We start from the raw sequence: 19,102 nt of genomic DNA on the forward strand, positions 1-19,102 counted from the left end.
TTAAGTCTTTGGTTTAGTGGGCGGGGACATTTGCTCACGAATCACGTTTTTCTGATTAATCAAACGAGGTCTTGAAGTCATAGCCCAGTGGGGAAGGCGAAAAATCGTATCCTTCAGGTCAGCAGTCACAATAGGAGCAAAAGGACTCATGTAAGGAATACCAAAGGAGCGCAAGCTGCAAAGATGCAGAACAAGAGCAATTAAAGCGACAACTATCCCGAAAATGCCGAAGGATGCAGCTAGACCCATAATGGGGAAACGAATCATTCTTATAGAGATTGCCATGCTGTATCCCGTAATGACAAAACTAGATATCGCGGTAATCGACACGACAATGACCATGGACGCCGATACAATGCCGGCTTCGACCGCCGCTTGTCCAATGACCAGCGTCCCTACGATTGATACGGCTTGTCCAATCGGCCGCGGCATTCTTATGCCTGCTTCACGCAAAATCTCAAAAGTTACTTCCATCATGAGTGCTTCGATAAAAGCAGGGAAAGGTACGCCTTCCCGCTGTGCAGCCAAACTGATAAGCAGCTGGGTAGGCAGCAGTTCTTGGTGGAAGGTGGTAATCGCGATATAGATCGCCGGACCAACCATGGCTATAAATAAGCTTATAAAACGGATGATCCGAAGGAGGGTGCTGATATCCGCGCGCAGGTAATAATCCTCCGCGGTTTGGAAAAACGAAATAAACAAGGTTGGAACGATGAGAACAAAGGGGGTCCCGTCGACCATAATGGCGATACGACCTTCTAAAAGCTCGGCAGCCGCCACATCGGGCCGCTCGGTGTTATTAATAGTAGGAAAAGGAGAATAGGGTTCGTCTTGAATCAGTTCTTCAATATATCCTCCTTCCAAGATCCCGTCGATGTTGATTTTATCAAGCCGTTTATGGACTTCTTCAACAATCTTGTCGTTGACGATACCTTTTATGTACATGATGGCTACATCGGTTTTTGTAACGCTGCCGATTTGTTTTGTTTCCAGCCAAAGGTTCTGGTCTTTAATTTTTCTGCGGATCATGGCAGTATTTGTGCGCAGCGTTTCGGTGAAGCCTTCCTGCGGGCCTCGAACAACGCTTTGTGCGACAGGCTCGGAGATCCCTCTGCTTTTCCACCCTTGAGTGCTGGCAGAGATCCCTTGCAAGCAGCCGTCTAATAAAATCACCGTGTCTCCAGATAAAATAGAGTTATACAAAGAGGAGAAATCCGTAATTTCTTTGTTGTCTCCAATTTGGAGAGCCATGCCTTTTAATGATTCCAAACGATTGTCGCTTTCAGAAAGCTGCTCGATCGGTTCGATTTGTGATTCCTGCATTAGCGATTCCATAAAAAAATCCGTGATGACTTGTTTATCTGCTAATCCGTCCGTATAAAGTATGGCTGTTTTTGTCTTCTTATCTTTGCCGCTCCGGATCTCCCGAATAATGATATCCGTGCTGCTGCCGAGATCCATTTTGATCTTTCTTATATTTTCATCGAGACTTGCATACAGCGGTTCCGCTTGCGCGATATTTTGTTGTTGACCGCTTTGTCCAGAGGTGTTGAAGTTTCTTTTTAATTTCATAGTTATATTTCCTCGCGATCTCTTGTATACGGCGTCGTAACGAAGAAAGGCCTATTCCTTCCTTAATACCGGACCGATGGAAAGGCGTTTACTCACCTCCATGGCGATCTTCAAAATAACCATAGGCATAACAATATAATAAATCGGATCCCACCACACAAGGCTATACAGTAGGCCAACTGCATTCAGAGTGATTGTAACTAATGCTGCAAAAGCTGAAACAAACACATATTTCAACCATTTATATTTCCAATGGAGGTTGACCGTGATCACCAGGAGCAGACTCAAGCACATATAATAAACGGCGGAAAAAGCCGTTGTATCATGAGCCAGGTTAACGAACCAGCCTGGACGGTAATATCTGTTGTTCAGCAGCATAATAGGCAGAATATGCAAGGTGCCTGTAATGGGACCAATAATGAACATCAGGATCATAAAGTGAATGGCTCCTTTTAAGGGTTGTAACAATTTGAGGTGCAGCATTTTAGCCGTAGCAAAAAATACGGGAAGGCCCAATGCCGTATAGCTAAGGCGCCACCAATTGTGAGAATAGATGTGTAGGTATAGAAATAACAATTCAATACCTACGAATAGGCCTGTAAAAACAAACAACCAAATCCACCGTAATCGAAAAACGGCAATGAAGGCTGCTGCCGAAGGCAAAGCTAACGCATTGGATGCAATCGCTCCCATATTACTATCATAATAAGGCTCATCAGCTAAAAATTTAGGGAAGTATTGATAGCTGCCCAAGAAAATATAAATGATAGCTTCAATAAAGTAACCGAGACCTATCATAAAAAAAAACAGCATTAGGCTTCGCTTGTTTCTTTTTTTCAGACATACATAACCTAGAAGAAGAAGGCTTAGAATCCCTAATCCCAGATACCAATACGAATTAAAGTGCATGGTTACACCTCATAACGAGAATATTTCTTTATTATGGTTTCATTGCTTGTTTTTATACCCATTTACAGTTATGGATAAGTTTTCAGATGTTCGTTTGTATGAAATTTCAGGAAATAGAATAAAGAAAAGTCGATGAGGTAAATATAAAAAAAGAAAAAATATGAAAACGATGGTGGATATATGCATGTAGCGATTTGTCTATTTACGATTTTCTCCGTTTGGCGTTGGGGTGACTGGCAAAATTGGCGAAAATATCACGCGACTATGTTCTACATAGTGGCAGGCGGATTATTATACGAGTATTTAACTAAAGGCCATACACTTTGGAGTTTTCATCCGGATTTTCTATATAATCAGCAAATGACTGTCATTGTATATGCTTTTGTTACGATGCCGCTTAGCGTTCTGCTCTTCTTGTCCCGATTCCCGCAAACAATAAAGAAGCAGCTTATTTATTTAACCAAATGGCTGTTGATTTACACGATTGCAGAAATCATTTTGCAGTACTTTGGACGAATCTCTTATCAAAACGGATGGAGCTTATTTCATTCGTTCTTATTTGATATCATGATGTTTCCAATGTTGATCTTTCATCATAAGAGGCCTCTGTTGGCCTATCTGGTTTCTATCGTAATCGTAGTACTATTAATGCATTGGTTTGATGTTCCGATGAGTTAACCTTTTTGCAGCGGGGATGTTATTATAAACATATAGGCATGCGAAACATCGTCCATATTGATATCATTAAGAATCGGGGAATGTAAGGATGATGAGCAAGAAAAGAAAGCAGGCAGCGTCATCCGCGGCAAAAGCTGCGCCGAAAGGTGAAAAGGACAATAAGCGGCCTCAGCCTGCGGAAAAACGCTCACCCTTACTGGGTGGTTGTAGAGGACGGAGAAGGTGGAGAAATTCATGCGGTATGCTTTGACTCGAATGCATTTATATATTGGCTTAACCATGTGAAATATAAAAAAGGGAAGAATGTTGCAAAATTAATAGATAAACCATCAATTCAATCGAGAAAGAAAATCAGGTTTTAATGACATTAAAGTTCAACTAACGGGACACGATAGTTCAATAAAAACACGGAAGCAGCCGACCACAATGATCGGCTGCTTCATTACGCTAACGGGCAGCATTCCTATTATGAAGAAATACGAGGTTTGAGAAACAAAAAGACTCCTTGGTATGATGTTAACGGGTCCAGGACGCTGGCCGGCTACTTGATCCAAATACAAACCAAGGAGACTACAAGATGCATTCTACTCAAAATGAACGAATTAATCAAATCACTTCTTCTACCTTAATTGTCGGAGTCGACATTGCTAAATTCAAACATGTGGCCAGGGCACAAGACTACCGCGGTGTCGAGTTCGGGAAGCCCATCATATTTTAAAATAATCGAGAAGGTTTTGAGGTATTCGTTAGTTGGTTCCAAAAGGATTGCTGCGGGAACAGGGGTTCCAGGACGCCATCGTCGGCATGGAGCCGACCGGTCACTACTGGTTAAACCTTGCTCATTATCTTAGAGAGCAGCAAGTTAACTATGGTGTTGTAAATCCTCTGCAAGTTAGAGGGATTTCTCCCTTTTTGTTTTGTATAACGACAAGGCTTTTCGCCGTTAGACCCGTTAAGTGTCTACCAGTGCTTACTTTGCTAAAAGGAGTGCCTTCTGTAAAAGCAACAACACCGGTTGTTTGGAAATCTTTAATATTGACAAAGCCATCATTGAGTCTTGTAAATGTTCCTCTGCCGTTTACTTTGATACAGGAAGGTTCCCAACCTCAACTCCTCGATTCCGTGCAGTCCAAATTAGCATAGGTATGGAGATCAGAAGACTGACCACAACCGGAACAATAGAGCCCTCAAGTCCAAAATCGCCACCTGTGAGAAGTGCGGCACCGTTCACCTTTACAGTAAATAGACCGGCAGCAGAGTGTCCAGAAACAGGAATGCCAAGCAAGCCTTCAATGGCATTCCAAGCAAAATGCAGTCCCATGGTAAACCACAAGTTCCGCCGCCACAAGAAGGCGGCTCCGAGCAGAACACCTGCTTCCAGGGCTATGGCGAACGCGCTATATAATGTTGCCCCTGTATTTCCAAGATGGGCAACTCCAAAGAATAGAGAGGTCACAGCGAGTGCGAGCGGTTTCCCCCCCAGTTTATCAATGGCTTGAAACATAAGTCCACGAAAGATAAGTTCCTCGACAATGGCTGCTCCTAAAGCTGCTTCAATGGAGGATATTAGAACAGAACTCGTATCCGCAGAACTTGCCCATTGAAAGGAATAACCTCCCAGAGCCATAATAATAAAAGCGGACCCTGTGATAAAGATTGTCCCGGTTAGTACGCCCAGGACAGTTTCAATCCCTGCGCGCTGTCTAGATATCTCTGGAGTGGACCGCCGGGCCAGGTATGTCAGCGTGAACTTATAAACCAAGATGGCCAGAAATCCCATCACTAGTGTAAAAACAAGGGAAATCATCCCCTCTACTTGCTCTGTCAGCCGCCGGAATAACGTATCTATGAGAACAATTCCGATAGCCCCCACAATCATCCAGACGATTGGAAAGCGCCAAAATGAACTCCGAGCACTTAAATTCCTGCCATTCTGCAGCATCTCTTTATTTTCGGACATTTTTTTCTTCATGTCTTACATCGCTTCCTTTGTTGTTTGATGTTATGAGTATAGGCTGAAAAAGTCATAAAGAGACAGTGCGCTTTTGTCATCATTTATTCTATGGCTATATTCAAAAAAAGCCGGCAACCCTAATAGGTTACCAGCTTATTGGGGATCGGCTTTTTAATGATCCATGATTCCCGAATCTCGGGCTTTACGGGCGGCCTCCCGCCTTCCTTTCACATTCAGCTTCGAATAAATCGTTGAGATATAATTTTTAACCGTCCCTTCACTAAGATACAGCGCCTCGGCAATGTCTTGATTACGCAGGCCAGAAGCCAGCTTATGCAGCACTTCTATTTCACGGGCAGTGAGCCCGAATTCATTATTTTTCGCAGGGGTGGTATTGTTGATGCTCTTGATCATTTTACTCGCCATTTCCTGCGAGATTAAAGTCCCTCCCGCCTGAACCACCCGTATGCCTGCAGCCAGGTCTTTGGGATGAAGGGCTTTGAGCAGATATCCTTCTGCTCCATAGCTTAACGCCGCTAACACATATTCTACTTCCTTATAGGAAGTCAGCATGATGATTTTGGTTGCAGGTATTCGTTCTTTAATCAGGGCCGTTGCGGCAACGCCGTCCATGACTGGCATATTGATATCCATCAACACAATATCCGGCATAAACTGCTCGCAGCCCTTTATGGCTTCTTCCCCATTCTTGGCTAAACCGACAATTTCCAAATCCTCTTCCATGGACAGGACGATATGTAAGCTCTCGAGAATTAACTCTTGATCATCAGCAAGCAGCACTTTAATTTTCACCATGCGGCATCACTCCCTTCAGCGGGATTTCACATCTGACTTCGGTTATCACTGGAGTTCCCTCCCCAGATGATAGGTGTAGGCTGCCTCCCAACCGCTCAACCCGATGTTTCATCGTGGTCAAGCCGAAGCCATAATTTAGCTTGTCGATCGGTTTGCCGTTATTTCGAACGGACAATTGCAGATTGCTCTCAGAAAATCTAAGCTCCAGATGCAGTTGAGAAGCTTTTCCATGCTTTAGTGCGTTTGTAAAGGATTCCTGGATGACCCGAAGGATCGCTTGCCGTACTTCAAAACGTATGGACCGCTCTGTCCCCGGCAGACTCAAAGTCAGGGCCGTACCCGTGTGCTCTCGGAAACGGGCCACAAGGGATTCAACCTGTCGGATCAGACTTGATTCCTCTTCTTCCCCCATCTCGTGTACGATGTTCCTCATTTCGTCCAGATTTTTCTCAGCCAATGTTCTTAAGCGAATTAACCGATCTTTGGCCTCGGCAGGCTTGCTATCCATAAGGGTAATAGAAGCATCAAGGCTCAGAATGAGTGAGATAAAGGAATGCCCCAGTGTATCATGAAGCTCCTTGGACATGCGGTTGCGCTCTTCAAGCAAAGTCATTTTCTCGATCTCGGCCGAGTAGTGAGTTAACAGTTTATTTTGATGCTCTACATCGGCTACCAGTTTATTCTTCTGATAATACGCATTGGCTACGAAGCTTGCCCACATACCGATGAAGCAGAACAGCAGATTGTCTGTTCCGATACTTAGGGTTTGCTCCCAAGATAATCTTAGGTAAGACTGAAAGGAAAAAGGAATGAAAACAAGTAAGGGAATGATCAAAAGGGTTTGCTTAGTCAATAAGTACCCCATTGTAAGACTCGGCAGCAAATAGTCCGCTTTTGAAGTCAGATCAGGATGAATGACAGAATTCACATAATAAGAACCGCCAAGCAATAGCTCCAGTATGCAAAACCAGACTTTGTTCATCCGGCGCCCAGGAAACCAGAACAGCAAAGGGACGACAAGGGCTATGCTCAGCCAGATCACGTTTAATAACGTTCGGTTCGAAAACTCACTTACTGCCAGAACCCGGGACAACAGCAAAATATAATGATATAAACGAAGAGCGAATAAACCCCAATCCATGAAAGATAATATTTTTCTCATATCATCATCTTACAGGAAATCTAAAGGGTGAATAATAAAAGATTTCTCAAATACAGTTTAAACGAAAAGGCTTAGAGGATAGAAAGGCAGATACTGTCGAAGGAGAAAAACTTATACCATTTGTCATAACGGACAAGAACATGTACCAATTACCGATTAGATATCTAAGGGGAAGTGGCAGGTCTTTTTTACGTTGCCGCCAAGGTGGGATTACGGGCAAGCCACGAATCTTCATTGGTCAGATTCTAATATGTGATGGGACAGGACAAGAGCATTATTCCATTCAATGCTCTCAGCGTGGTGGTAGAAAGCGCGTTCGGTCTCATCAAGAGCAATCGCTTGTTCCCTCGGTTCTTCTGAAAGGCGCTAAGGAGGTTCTCACTAACTTTTTTTTTGGGGGGCTTTGGCCCACAATTTCATGAGGGTAGCGGCATCGGCCTCGCTGCTTTCATACACAAGGGCAAGAGTTCAAAAAGTTGGGCGGAAAACATTCTGCTTCTCCGCTCAACTTTTCATTTAGGACTTATTGACAGCGATTTTTTTAATTATCGCTTGTCTTTGCTCTACGACTAATCTCCCAAGTCCGATCATGCCCAAGTGGTAATCGTATCTAATGGTAATCGGTAGGATGGATAGCCTTCTTTGCTCGCTTTGCCAATCGAAAGCAGCATGACCGGCTGGAATCGCTCCTTGTCCAAGCTAAAGACCTCCGCGATTCGATCCTTGTCATAACCCGCCATTGGGTTGGTGTCATAGCCGTGGGCGCGAGCTACAAGCATCAGTTGCATCGAAACAAGACCCGAGTCCAGCATGTTTATGTCGCGCAAGGCGGATGGAGTCAGGCTTGCATAATACGGTCTTGCCTGCTGCAATTGCATATCCTTGATGTCCTGCGGCATATAGCCAAGTTCTACTGCTTTATTAAAAATTTCGTCCATATATTCAATATTGTTAGCGTCGTAAAATACCGCAATAATAGCCGAAGATGTCATAACTTGTGTCTGGTTGAAGGAGGCCAGTGGCGCAAGTTTTTCTTTGCCTTCGGCGCTGTCGATCACAAGGAAACGCCAGGGTTGCATGTTAATGGCAGATGGAGCTCGGGAAGCTTTTGCTAAAATTTCGGTCATTTCCTCCCGACTGATTTTCACTTCGGGATCGTAAACTTTAACGGAACGACGTTCCAGTGCAATTTTATTGAAGTTGTTTGTTTTCTGGTAGTTGCCTGTAAGGATGCTCATGCAGGTTTCTCTCCTTTTTCGGTTGAGTTTGGAAATGATGTTGCTTATCATAACTATTAAGATGGTAAACTATAAAGTATACTTTATAGCAAGCACTAAAAACGGGGTGATGGTCATAAAGATAAGTGAAGTAGCAAAAAGTATTGATCTCCCGATTTCAACGATCCGTTATTATGAGCAAATAGGCATTATCACGGATGAGTATGTTTTGAGGGATCAAAATAATTATCGGATTTATGCGTCAGACATCATTCATCATCTGAATGTTGTTAAACATTGTTTGGCAGTTGGCTTTTCGATTCAGGATATCAAATCAATGATCTCGAAAAACGGAATATCGAAGGATGAGCATGTAAGTCTGATACAAAATAAAATTGCGGAAATTGAAGCCGCTCAAAAAAAATTAGATGAATCCAAGCAAAACCTGTATGACATTCTCACGTTGGACATTACTTGCGAAAAAGGGTTTGGGAAATATTAATGAATACTTAGCAATCTGAATTAATTATCCTTTTTATGAAGTATTGATTAATCACTCTGCCTGTCACATAAGTAAATGTTTAGAACAGAAGATAAGCAAGTGGATTGGGGCGGCAGCTATTTGCGTTAATTCTGACAGCCAAGTTCTCATGGTAGAAGAAGAGAAACGATGATCGGTGCCATCTGGCGGAAAAAAACAAGATGAAACCCTGAAGAATGCTGTATTCGGGAAGTTTATTAGGAGATAGGTTACCGCTGTAAAATTATCAAAGAAATAAAAGATAAGGCAGGGGCATTTGGTCCAGTTGAATACCATGTAACCTATTTCGAAGTTGCAATTTTAGGCGGTCAACCAACTATTGATGACCCTGATGGACTCATCTATGAAATTGCTTGGAAAACTCCTAAGCAGCTAAATGAACTGTGCCATTACTTTCCATCTTTACAAAATAATGGTCTTTGTACGGATGTCCTGGTGATTAGCGTTAAGTTAACGGGCAGTTACGTTTAAAAAGGCAACGGAAATATTCCGTTGCCTGAGATTGCTCTACTCGATAATTTCAACACTTAGACCGGGGTGAATTTTCTGGAATTCTGCTATATGATTCAATAATTGAGTTTTATCAAAGCTGGATGCGATAATATCTTGATCCGGTCTAAAGGTAACACTGGTACCTGTCTCCTTTGTTACCCCGATTACTAATAGTTCAGATTGCGGGATTCCATGTTTGAAATCTTGACGAAACACTTTTCCTTCACGGCGAATTTCCACGGACAATCTCTCTGAGAGTGCATTAACCACCGGCATATTGATTCCTTTAAGTCCACCTGGGGCAACTACAGAGGCACCTGTATTATAGTGTCCGATTTCCGTAAGAACTGTTTGTACTGGTGCCTTGGTTGAATTAGGTAGTGCATGAATTGGAATGCCTCGTCCATTATCAGCCACAGTCACACTTCCATCTTTCTGAAGAACTATACTTATTTCAGAACAGTAGCCGGCCTCATGCTCTAGTACAGAGTTTTCGAGCACAGCCCATAGAAGATGGTTTGGATCGTATCCCTCGTGTTGTTCACCTAGATATGTTCCTGCATTATTTCTTGCTTCAGTAAGCTCCATATAATTACTTGTATCAAGCAGGTCGGAAATTGCAGAGAGTAACAAGAGTAAAGGCAATGTTCGGTGAGGGGGAAGGGAGTATCTACCACCTCTTTCTTCCTGAACTAAAAGATCGGCCCCAAGTAATGCTTTAGTGTGGTGATAAAGCTGCCCGGTAGTCCCCATGTTTAATTGATCTACAATTTCTGAACCAGTAAGTGGTCCGCGTAAAACAGTGGTTAAAATGTCCAATCGCTGCTTATTACCGAGAGCAGCTAGCACTTTTGCTCCCTTATCACTGTCGAGGTCAAGCAATTGACTTACGTTTCTTTGTTGAGGATCCCATCTGAGCCCATTTTGTCCACGATATTGACCGGAATAAAAGATCTCGCCTAAATCATTCTCAACTTCCGTTATCGGGCTCACCTTTCTAAAATCATTTACATGTAACGGTTTTTGTGACGATTGAACACCGATAAATTGACTTAGAAGTTGTTTAAGTTCATTCATTTCCACCGTAAGAAAATCCAATTCCTTACCGTAATCCCTAGAAGTAGTCAACTAACATCACCTCATTAAAATTATTTAAATACGTAATTACGTAACTACGTATATTTTAACATGACTGTGAGTGATTGTAAATCACATCCAGTAAATTATTGGAGGGTGTTTTAGATCTCTATATAAACGATGAAGGAGCTGCGGAGGCAGCTCCTTCTACATCTTCACAAAATGAGATGTTTTGTACAGATGACTGCTGGGCGTTAAGCTAACGGGGAACGTTAGTTCCAGGGGAAGAAGTTAATAAGGTGGGGAACAAATGAATTTAGAAAATAACATGAGGAGAAGATCCTTTTATCAGAAATCTTGTATGAGAAAATTAGACAGGTATCAGAACAGATGGAAATCTGGAAAGATATCAAAGAAGAGATTAAGGACTGTAAACCACGGTAATGTCGTTCAACTAACGGGTACTGATAGCTCAATAAGGGCATGAAGGTAGCCGGCTAGATGCGGCTGCCTTCTGGCAGTGAAGTAACTGGCAGGACAATTTAATTAAAGACGTTTTTTATTGACCGCAATCAATTGATTTCGATTAGAATTAGATCACATTACCTTTGGAGTGTGATCGAAGAATACTATGGATAAGAATATTAAACAGCTATTCAATCAAGATATATTGAGACAAGCCGCAGAACGTTATGGTATACGCGAAGACTCAATGATCGAATTAAATGGGTTTCAAAACTTCGTTTATTCTGGATTGGTCGGAGATCGTGAAGTTATTCTAAGAATTGCCCATATCACACATCAGAATGAAATATTAACGAAAGCGGAATTAGACTTTATCATGTTTTTGGCGGAGTCCGGTGTAAAAGTAGCTAGACCGATTCAGTCTTTAACGGGTGATCTTCTTCATACAATTGATGATGCTTTTGTTGTGACAGCCTTTGAGAAAGTATCTGGCAGAAATGCAAAAATTGCCGAGGAGAGCAATACTTTTTATGAGAATATAGGTCAATTTGTTGGAAAAATACATAAGCTTTCACTTCACTATACCCCCCAACATATACGCTATGAATGGAATGACAATGCTTTATTAGCTTCATTTAAAAACTATTGTCCGTCAGAATTATATAGTAGTTTCGACCGTTTAATTGGGGAGGTTAGCGCTCTTTCCAAGGATAAAGACACATATGGCCTCATTCATGGAGATGTCAGCTGCGGTAATTATCTAAATGATGGGGATAAGGCCAATATTATCGACTTTGATGAGGCGGAATATAGTTGGTTTGTGTCTGATATTGCTACACCATTATTTTATGAAATCCCTATCCCATGGGTTGTAGATGGAGAGGTAAGAAAGGAGATTACAAAGCGATTTTTTTCCAACTTCTTAAACGGCTATTGTAAAGAAAATACTATAAATCAAGTATGGTTAAAGAAAATACCTTTATTTATCGATTTAAGACAAGCTAGAGTTTTATCCGCGCTATATAGAAGCAGAGATTTTAATGCTCCTGATTGGAGTGAATGGGATGAACAAGCTCGACGCTTCTATTATTTCAACTTACTTGATAACACACCATATATTGATATGGACTTTTCGCGAATGTAAAATTGTTTGTTCCGCTATCGGGTACGATAGCTCAATGAATACTAAGATACGGCAGCTGATATAATGGCTGCCGTTTCTCAACTAACGGGCAGTTTAGCTTAACGGAGACAAAAATTAGACGGACTAAATCAACCGAATGCCATCTATTATAACGTGCATAACAGCGAAACTTCGTCGCTACTAAATGTCCAAAGAAAATAAAGTATTGGACTGACTAACATACAGATTAAGACAAAATTAAAAGGCATGAGCCCTGTACAATACCGGACACATGCCCTACAGGTAGCTTAACTAATAAGTTGTCTACTTTAGGGGTCAATGCAATTCGCAATATGCTCTAAGAAATTAACTTTAATCCAACTGTTGCGCCAAATATCATAAAAATGAATAGAATCCGTCGCCAATCCTTTGATTCGCCAAAGAAAAGCATTCCGACTAGCGCTCCACCAGAAGTTCCTATTCCCGTCCATATTGCATAAGCAGTACCCATGGGAAGGCTTCTCAATGTGAGGCTGAGAAGAATGAAGCTTACACCGTATCCGATGAATAAGATCAAATATGCTTTTAAGTTATTATCACGTTTTACTCGATTCATACCAAGTACTCCAACAACCTCAAACAAACCAGCAGCAATTAAAGATAACCAAACCACTATTGTTCGGCCTCCTTAGAAGCAGGAGAACTTGTGAATAGTTTTAGTCCCATCACACCTGCCAAGAGCAATACAATTAACAGTAATTTAAATGCCTGAACCGGTTCATTAAATATCATCATCTCTACCAGCACAGTTCCTGCTGTACCCAGTCCCGTGTATACAGCATAAACCGTTCCGACAGGTAATTTTACTGCTGCTATGAGGACAAGTGTAAAAGAAATAATCAATGATGCAATAGAAATCATCCATAACAATGGCCCATCAGCGTGCTTGAAACCTGAAACCCAAACCACCTCAAACACAACGCCAATAAAAGTTAATATCCAACTTCGGTTCACTTTTTAACATTCCCCCAAAATTTATAACCCTCGCAAAGGACAAGCTTCGCGCATCGAGCTTGATGTCAGCATGTATGCCGGTGCCAGATGATATAGTATTGTCTTTGTTAGAAGAGCGTCCGTATAGGTTTACTTGATATCGGAGGCTAATTTCTGCTTTCGCTTTCGTGACCATAAAACAACTGGTATTAGCCCCAATGCTAATGCACCACCGGCAAAAGAAAGGATTGAGTAATTGGTGTGCTCTACAACTACTCCTGATAAAATTCCTCCCGTTGCACCTGCTAGGGCTACCAGCACATCAATCGCTCCTTGTTTTTTAGCACGGTCCGTTGAATCTGTCGCATCAACAATAAGCGCTGTCCCACTAATTAAGCCAATGTTCCAGCCAAGGCCTAGCAATGCAAGAGCAAGAATGAGCAGCAACTGGGAATTAACAGGCGCTAGAGCAGCAATAAGACCTGCTAATAATAAAACAAAGCCCGATGCTATCGACATGGCGGTTCGGCCAATCTTATCCACCAAAATACCGGTAAAAAGGGACGGGAGATACATCAAACCGACATGAATGCCAATCACTACCCCGACGTCTCCCAAACTAAATCCATGATGTTTCATGTGAATTGGTGTCATTGTCATTATGGCTACCATAACAACTTGGGTTAGAACCATCACCGTTGCCCCAACAACAAGACCTTTATTGTTCTTGGGAGACGAATCTTTTTTCTCGACGGTCTTCGGATGAGATTCAACTGATATTGTTTTAGCTGTAATTAACGGGTCGGGACGAAGAAAAAGAAGTAATACTATTCCTGCTAAGATAAAGGATACTGCAGCTAAGATAAATAGGCCTGTAAGGACGGGAAGTCCAAAAGAAGTTGCAAAGCGGCCGGTCATGCCCACCATATTGGGGCCAGCAACTGCCCCTAATGTAGTTGAGACCATCGCAATACTTATCGCCTTGGCTCGCTGATTTGGCTCTGCCAAGTCTGTTCCGGCATACCGTGCTTGTAAGTTTGCTGCAGTTCCTGCTCCGTAAATAAAAAGGGATAGAAACAAAAGAGGTACACTAGAATTCACTGCCGAAAGAATTACGCCAATTGCCCCAATACCACCGGCTATAAATCCCCATCCAAGACCTGACCGTCGCCCGAAACGCTGAGAAAAACGACCAATTAAAAAAGAAGCCACAGCAGAACCAAACGTTAATAGTGCGGAGGGAACACCGGCAGAACTTTCTGTACCTAACATATTCTGAGCAAGCAGCGCACCTACCGTTACTCCGGCAGCAAGCCCTGCACCGCCAAACATTTGAGATATCACAACAACGATCAGAGATCGCCTATATAAGCTACGCTGAATACTGTGGGGACCAACGTTTCTTTGAGTTTTCTGAGTTCGATATGTCAACGTACAATACCCCCTTTAATTGAATAGACACAACTCTACGCCGATTTTGCTTAGAATTTGAAAAGACCCTTAACGGGTCTAAATTTTCGATGCACACAGTGCTCCTCAGCTACACATAGTTCTTCCGTTGTAGTGCATATTAAAAATTGTACGATTCACCGTCTCCAGGAACTAACAAACTGGAGGAAAAGCCTTTCTCTTCTCCGAAACGTTTTAGTTCTTCTCTGGATAATGTCCAGTGGTTAACAGCTTCCATATGAACAGCGATGACTTTGGCGTCTGGTGCTTTTTTATGCACCTCGAAGACATCTTCCTTGCCCATGACAAGTGAGCCGGAATCCTGCCATAGGTTATCACCGGCGTTTACAATGATAACATCAGGTGTGTGAGTATCTAATTCAATTTTGACGCCTTCATAGTATACGGTATCACCAGCTACGTATAACGTCTTTTCCTTCTCATGTTTGAAGACAACACCACTCACTTGACCCATATTTTTTAGTAATTCTTCTCCTCTACCGTGCTCACCTTGTGTTTTTATTAACTGAATACCATCAAAGAGCGTATTTTCTTCAAGGATTTCTACTTGCTGAAAGCCATCGCTCTTAACTTGTTTAGCATCACCTTCATTTTGGACAAAAACTTTAATATTTTTGGGAAGCACTTCTTTTGCTACATCGTCGTAGTGATCTAAATGCAAATGAGTCAGAATAACCGCATCGACATCATTGATGATATGGTCAATGGACGTTGGCAAATCGTTTAAAGGGTTTCGCATTTCCTCATTGATGCCCGCTGGAAATGGAGGATACGCACCTTTGTCTGCGAGCATGGGATCGACTAGAAATTTTTTACCTGCATATTGAACAATGATTGTCGCATTTCGAATATGTGAAATGTTCATATTTAATATCTTCTCCTTAAGTTCCATTTTTGTTTTCTGACAAAGATAAGTTTATACTGTAAGCAATATTTGAGTACATGGTTTTAATAAAGTGTTTTGACCGATTAACTTTATTTTTGAAAGGAGCTTCCTTTGAGTTGGACCAAACAGATAAACGAATTATAGAAGAACTAAGTCAAAATAGCCGAATTAAAATGAAAGAATTAGGGGAAAGAGTTCACTTAACAGGACCGGCTGCAGCAGCCCGAGTGGATAAACTTGAGGAAAATGGCGTTATAGAGGGATATAGCATTAAAGTTAATCACGCGAAACTAGGATGTTATACGTATGCCTTTCTTAATATCTACATAGAAGGTACGCACCATCAAGCATATCTCTCATTTATACAAGCAAAAGAGGAACACATCCTCAATAATTATAAGATTAGCGGGGAGGGTTGTTATCTGCTTGAGTGCAGGTTCCAAAGTAATGAAGTGTTGAACCAATTTTTAATAGAGTTAAACAAGTATGCAAATTACAAATTATCTATTGTGATTTGAATTTGCTTTTCTACGATAGGCGCGACGTACACGACATGGCCCGACCTATTCACGATGATTCCAAGGAAGTCATGAAAGTCGGAACCCCAGTTATCGAATTCTCCTTCCTCCTTAGAGTAAAGGGCTGGTTATCCAGCCCCACCTCCGTGGCCTCTGGCGTTAAGCAAATGGAGAACATTCGTTCAATAAAATAGCGACAGTCTAGGACTTTATTTTCTCGTCCTTGGCTGTGGCTGTTAAAATTTCTAGGCTCAGTCTAAAACTTATTTTATGGAGTCTGACGGTAGTACAATTCGAAAACCGCGTGGAATAAGGCCATCAAGTCTAATACATTATTTGCTGCTTACACTAAATGCGTCTACTTAATTAAGAACGATTTTCAAGAAAAAGGAAAATTCGTTCAATTGGAGGGAAGCAATATGAATCTTTGGCCGGTGAAATTCATTTCAATTCTAATTTGCTTCGCATTGGCGGTATGCGGATGTGCTGGCTTGAAAAGCAAGGGCACGGAGCATGCCGAGGCAAGTGATTTCATAATTCCCTTGAACGTTAGCGAAGTGTTGAAGCATCCAGAGACTGAGGTTATTAAATATTTTCAAAACCGTCGTGAAGATTTTGATATTCTAGGCAGTTATCTGTTAGAGAATGAAAGAGTATTCCAGACTCGGCCTGTCATACTTCAACAAGATTATGCCATCGAGAAAATCCAAGACCCTGATAGTCAACAATTCGCTAAAACGTTGTTCCAAGAAGGTATTGTGAAAAGGATATCTTCCTTAAATGATAACCCAAGTAAAAGTATTGATTTTTTGTTTGACGCCGAAGACAACTTGTATCGACAAGGCATCACCTACCTCAGCCTACCGGAGATGGCCAAAGGCGATCCTTCGAAATTCAGCTATGTGAATGACTATAAGAATCTGGGCGGCGGTTGGTACTATTATGTCTTCCATTATGACAAACTTAAAAATGAAGATGAATTTCGGAAACTAGCTTGGGCCAAAATCTCAGAAAAGGAACGAAGCACTTTAACCACGCCGAAAGAGAAAGCCATAGTGACCCTAGAGTCTGGAAAAAACGTTGGCAACTGGATAGATGACAGAAAGTTAGATGTTGTAGTATCCGTTCAATTTGACACGGAAATGAACGGCCAACTGGGACCGATTACAATGTTTTTCGATCCAATGACCAAAGTTTTGATCGGGGGCAATCCGCGTTTCTAATAGGCTAGAGTAAAATGCCCGATTGAACTCCCTCAGTACGATATGATTTTCTCACGAATGCTCGCTTATTCGCAGGATTTCGCCCGGTTAGTAAAGGGTGAAAAAAGGAAGGGGGACTCCGTCTTAGAGTTCGGCAACATGAAGGCAAACGGGAATAGAGGGGGAACACAGCCACCCTAAATAATTCCATTTACTGCACGCTTTCTCCACGCCGCCCCTGGTGGTTATCACTCCCATGTCTCAACGGGTCTATGCCCTCTCATTCCTTCGTTACACCTGTCCAAGGGGTGGAGGCCGGTCTTGCTAACGGTACGGGTCTGCGCCCTTTGGTTCAATGTATCCGGTACTCCGTGCTTTCTTTGAAATCCTGCGAATAAGCCAAAACTCGTACAACGAAACGGTAGAATAAGTTAAACTGCTAACTGAATAGGCAACGTTTTAGGAGGGTTATAGGCTTCGCCGCTGCGAGACATTCCAACTAAGATTCTGGCTAGTTTTCCACACAGCTTCATTATGGACCTCATTTTCTTCATCTTCTTTACCTGTACATTGTAGGCATGCATGGCCTTGAACTCTGGATTGTTCGCGACTAAACTCATGGTCATCATGAAGATGAAACGTCGGAGACGAGAACGTCCACGTTTGCTAATCTTCATCTGTCCGGTCCATTTCCCTGAGCTTGCTTCTGCAAGGTTGAGACCAGCATGACGCAGTAAGGCATTACCATGAACAAAACCACTTAAATCCCCTGCCTCGCCTAGAATACCGGCTAACGAAATCTCACTAATCCCTTTGACAGCAAGCATGGACCCCGCAAATGGAATGCGTTCCAAAACGGCGATAATCTCTTTTTCTACCGTTTGCAATTGCAGGCAAGCAAGGTCGTACTCATCGAGCAGCTGCTTCAAGTGGAGCTTGTAAGCATGTGTGGCTTGCTTAGAACCCACAGATCTGCTAGCCAATGAGATAAGAGCTCGAGCTTTTCGATCACCAGAATGCCGTTTCATAAGCGATTTCCAGCCCCGTAAGATATCTTGAGCCTGTAATTTACACAATTCTTCGGGCGTTGGGAAAAGACGAAGTGTGGCCAATGAACCGATACACATGATGTTTTTAAAAACTTGTCGCAACTCAGGAAAAACAACGTCGACCCAGCGGTGAATTTGGTTCTTCGCACTAACGAGTCTAGTTACGACAGAATCACGGTTTGAGAGAAAGACACGTAGTTCTTCAAATGCTTCTGGTGTGTTGCGAGTGAAGGAGTAGTAGCCGTTTTTGACCATGTCTGCGATGACGAGAGCATCCTTTTTGTCACTCTTGGATGGCGTATTGTCGCGGTTTTCCTTATTCTTTTTCACGAGATGTGGATTGACTAGAACAACTTCAAACTGTCGATATGAGAGCCATTTGGATAGATTAAGCCAGTAATGTCCGGTAGGCTCCATTCCAACAATGGCTGCCGTTAAAGTGTGAGTGGTTTGCAGCGACTGGATCCACCGAAGAAGGCTGTTAAAACCCTCTTCATCATTTGAGAAGGATAGGGGATTACCGACCATGATTCCTCGAAAATTAACAGCACGAGCGAAATGGGTTTGCTGCGCGATGTCGATGCCGACGACCAGATGTTGAGGGGTAATTTTTTCTATGAGTTGATTTTGTCTCGTTTGCGATTTAAACTTCATAGTAGAGCGTCCTCCTGGATGATGGAATTTTTAGGGCTATGACCCGTTGCGTACTTCCATCGTACCGAGGCGCTCGTTTTTTTGCAAAGCTGATAATTAGCGCTCTACAGGAATGCTAACGGGTAACATTAGCACAACAATAAGACAGCTGCCGGCAATCAATCGGCAGCTGTTTTTCATTGGACTATTGGGCAGGATAGTTCCAATATGTGGTATTGTATGAGTGTGATAAGAGGTGCGTTATTTGACTGTTCCAATTTATAGAACTGACTAGACGCTCAATAACTCTTGCCGCTCTAATCTTTCCACCTCATCATCATGTAA

Annotated in this window: 17 protein-coding genes and 1 pseudogene; 6 read left to right on the top strand and 12 right to left on the bottom strand. The window is 42.3% G+C overall.

Features of this window, described 5'->3' with window-relative positions; all coding sequences use genetic code 11:
- The gene (locus HI950_RS32730) at positions 1-1,572 is read right to left on the bottom strand and encodes a spore germination protein (protein WP_169090803.1); all 1,572 of its coding nucleotides are present in this window, start codon (positions 1,570-1,572) and stop codon (positions 1-3) included.
- 51 nt (positions 1,573-1,623) lie between these two features.
- Complete coding sequence (locus HI950_RS32735; RefSeq protein WP_169090801.1) at positions 1,624-2,481, bottom strand: hypothetical protein; 858 nt, start codon at positions 2,479-2,481, stop codon at positions 1,624-1,626.
- 180 nt (positions 2,482-2,661) lie between these two features.
- Here HI950_RS32735 and HI950_RS32740 point away from each other — a divergent pair, with 180 nt between their 5' ends.
- Both HI950_RS32740 and HI950_RS37315 read left to right on the top strand, forming a co-directional pair.
- Entirely contained in the window at positions 2,662-3,159 is a 498-nt protein-coding gene (locus HI950_RS32740) for a CBO0543 family protein (protein WP_169090799.1), read from the top strand.
- A gap of 577 nt (positions 3,160-3,736) precedes the next feature.
- Positions 3,737-4,056, top strand: a pseudogene (locus HI950_RS37315) (IS110 family transposase); the annotation flags it as partial.
- Between the two features lie 181 nt (positions 4,057-4,237).
- On the opposite strand, the gene HI950_RS32750 reads toward HI950_RS37315, so the two are convergent.
- The 4 genes from HI950_RS32750 to HI950_RS32765 form a co-directional block, all read right to left on the bottom strand.
- Positions 4,238-5,131: a CPBP family intramembrane glutamic endopeptidase gene (locus tag HI950_RS32750; protein ID WP_187768207.1), complete on the bottom strand. Its 894-nt coding sequence runs from the start codon at positions 5,129-5,131 to the stop codon at positions 4,238-4,240.
- A gap of 153 nt (positions 5,132-5,284) precedes the next feature.
- Positions 5,285-5,929 carry a response regulator gene (locus HI950_RS32755; RefSeq protein ID WP_169090796.1) on the bottom strand — a complete coding sequence of 215 codons (645 nt, stop codon included), beginning with the start codon at positions 5,927-5,929 and terminating at the stop codon, positions 5,285-5,287.
- Complete coding sequence (locus tag HI950_RS32760; protein WP_169090794.1) at positions 5,916-7,091, bottom strand: sensor histidine kinase; 1,176 nt, start codon at positions 7,089-7,091, stop codon at positions 5,916-5,918. The genes HI950_RS32755 and HI950_RS32760 overlap by 14 nt, the downstream gene beginning before the upstream one ends.
- Before the next feature lie 587 nt (positions 7,092-7,678).
- The gene (locus tag HI950_RS32765; protein WP_169090792.1) at positions 7,679-8,329 is read right to left on the bottom strand and encodes a nitroreductase family protein; all 651 of its coding nucleotides are present in this window, start codon (positions 8,327-8,329) and stop codon (positions 7,679-7,681) included.
- Between the two features lie 34 nt (positions 8,330-8,363).
- Between HI950_RS32765 and HI950_RS32770 the strand changes: the two genes are divergently transcribed.
- Positions 8,364-8,810: a helix-turn-helix domain-containing protein gene (locus HI950_RS32770; protein ID WP_223285648.1), complete on the top strand. Its 447-nt coding sequence runs from the start codon at positions 8,364-8,366 to the stop codon at positions 8,808-8,810.
- Positions 8,811-9,356: 546 nt separating this feature from the next.
- On the opposite strand, the gene HI950_RS32775 is transcribed toward HI950_RS32770, so the two are convergent.
- A complete protein-coding gene (locus HI950_RS32775; protein WP_169090790.1) occupies positions 9,357-10,469 on the bottom strand; it encodes a winged helix-turn-helix domain-containing protein in 1,113 nt (370 codons plus the stop codon).
- Positions 10,470-11,049: 580 nt separating this feature from the next.
- Between HI950_RS32775 and HI950_RS32780 the strand changes: the two genes are divergently transcribed.
- Entirely contained in the window at positions 11,050-12,027 is a 978-nt protein-coding gene (locus HI950_RS32780; RefSeq protein ID WP_169090788.1) for a phosphotransferase enzyme family protein, read from the top strand.
- A gap of 337 nt (positions 12,028-12,364) precedes the next feature.
- Here HI950_RS32780 and HI950_RS32785 read toward each other — a convergent pair whose 3' ends face one another.
- The 4 genes from HI950_RS32785 to HI950_RS32800 all read right to left on the bottom strand — a co-directional run bounded on the left by HI950_RS32785 (position 12,365) and on the right by HI950_RS32800 (position 15,334).
- Entirely contained in the window at positions 12,365-12,679 is a 315-nt protein-coding gene (locus HI950_RS32785) for a DMT family transporter (RefSeq protein ID WP_169090786.1), read from the bottom strand.
- Positions 12,679-13,020: a DMT family transporter gene (locus HI950_RS32790; protein WP_169090784.1), complete on the bottom strand. Its 342-nt coding sequence runs from the start codon at positions 13,018-13,020 to the stop codon at positions 12,679-12,681. Before HI950_RS32790 ends, HI950_RS32785 begins: the two co-directional genes overlap by 1 nt.
- Positions 13,021-13,149: 129 nt before the next feature.
- Positions 13,150-14,430: an MFS transporter gene (locus tag HI950_RS32795; RefSeq protein WP_223285649.1), complete on the bottom strand. Its 1,281-nt coding sequence runs from the start codon at positions 14,428-14,430 to the stop codon at positions 13,150-13,152.
- Positions 14,431-14,569: 139 nt separating this feature from the next.
- Positions 14,570-15,334 (bottom strand): MBL fold metallo-hydrolase, encoded by a 765-nt coding sequence (locus tag HI950_RS32800; protein WP_169090782.1) that lies wholly within the window; start codon positions 15,332-15,334, stop codon positions 14,570-14,572.
- Between the two features lie 77 nt (positions 15,335-15,411).
- Here HI950_RS32800 and HI950_RS32805 point away from each other — a divergent pair, with 77 nt between their 5' ends.
- Both HI950_RS32805 and HI950_RS32810 read left to right on the top strand, forming a co-directional pair.
- The gene (locus tag HI950_RS32805; RefSeq protein ID WP_169090780.1) at positions 15,412-15,873 is read left to right on the top strand and encodes an Lrp/AsnC family transcriptional regulator; all 462 of its coding nucleotides are present in this window, start codon (positions 15,412-15,414) and stop codon (positions 15,871-15,873) included.
- A 419-nt stretch (positions 15,874-16,292) separates the two neighbouring features.
- Positions 16,293-17,096, top strand: a complete 804-nt coding sequence (locus HI950_RS32810; RefSeq protein WP_169090778.1) for a hypothetical protein — start codon at positions 16,293-16,295, stop codon at positions 17,094-17,096.
- 410 nt (positions 17,097-17,506) lie between these two features.
- On the opposite strand, the gene HI950_RS32815 is transcribed toward HI950_RS32810, so the two are convergent.
- Positions 17,507-18,778: an IS110 family RNA-guided transposase gene (locus tag HI950_RS32815; protein ID WP_169090776.1), complete on the bottom strand. Its 1,272-nt coding sequence runs from the start codon at positions 18,776-18,778 to the stop codon at positions 17,507-17,509.
- Positions 18,779-19,102 lie beyond the last annotated feature (324 nt).

The organism is Paenibacillus sp. PL91 (assembly GCF_012935325.2).
Taxonomy (GTDB): domain Bacteria; phylum Bacillota; class Bacilli; order Paenibacillales; family Paenibacillaceae; genus Pristimantibacillus.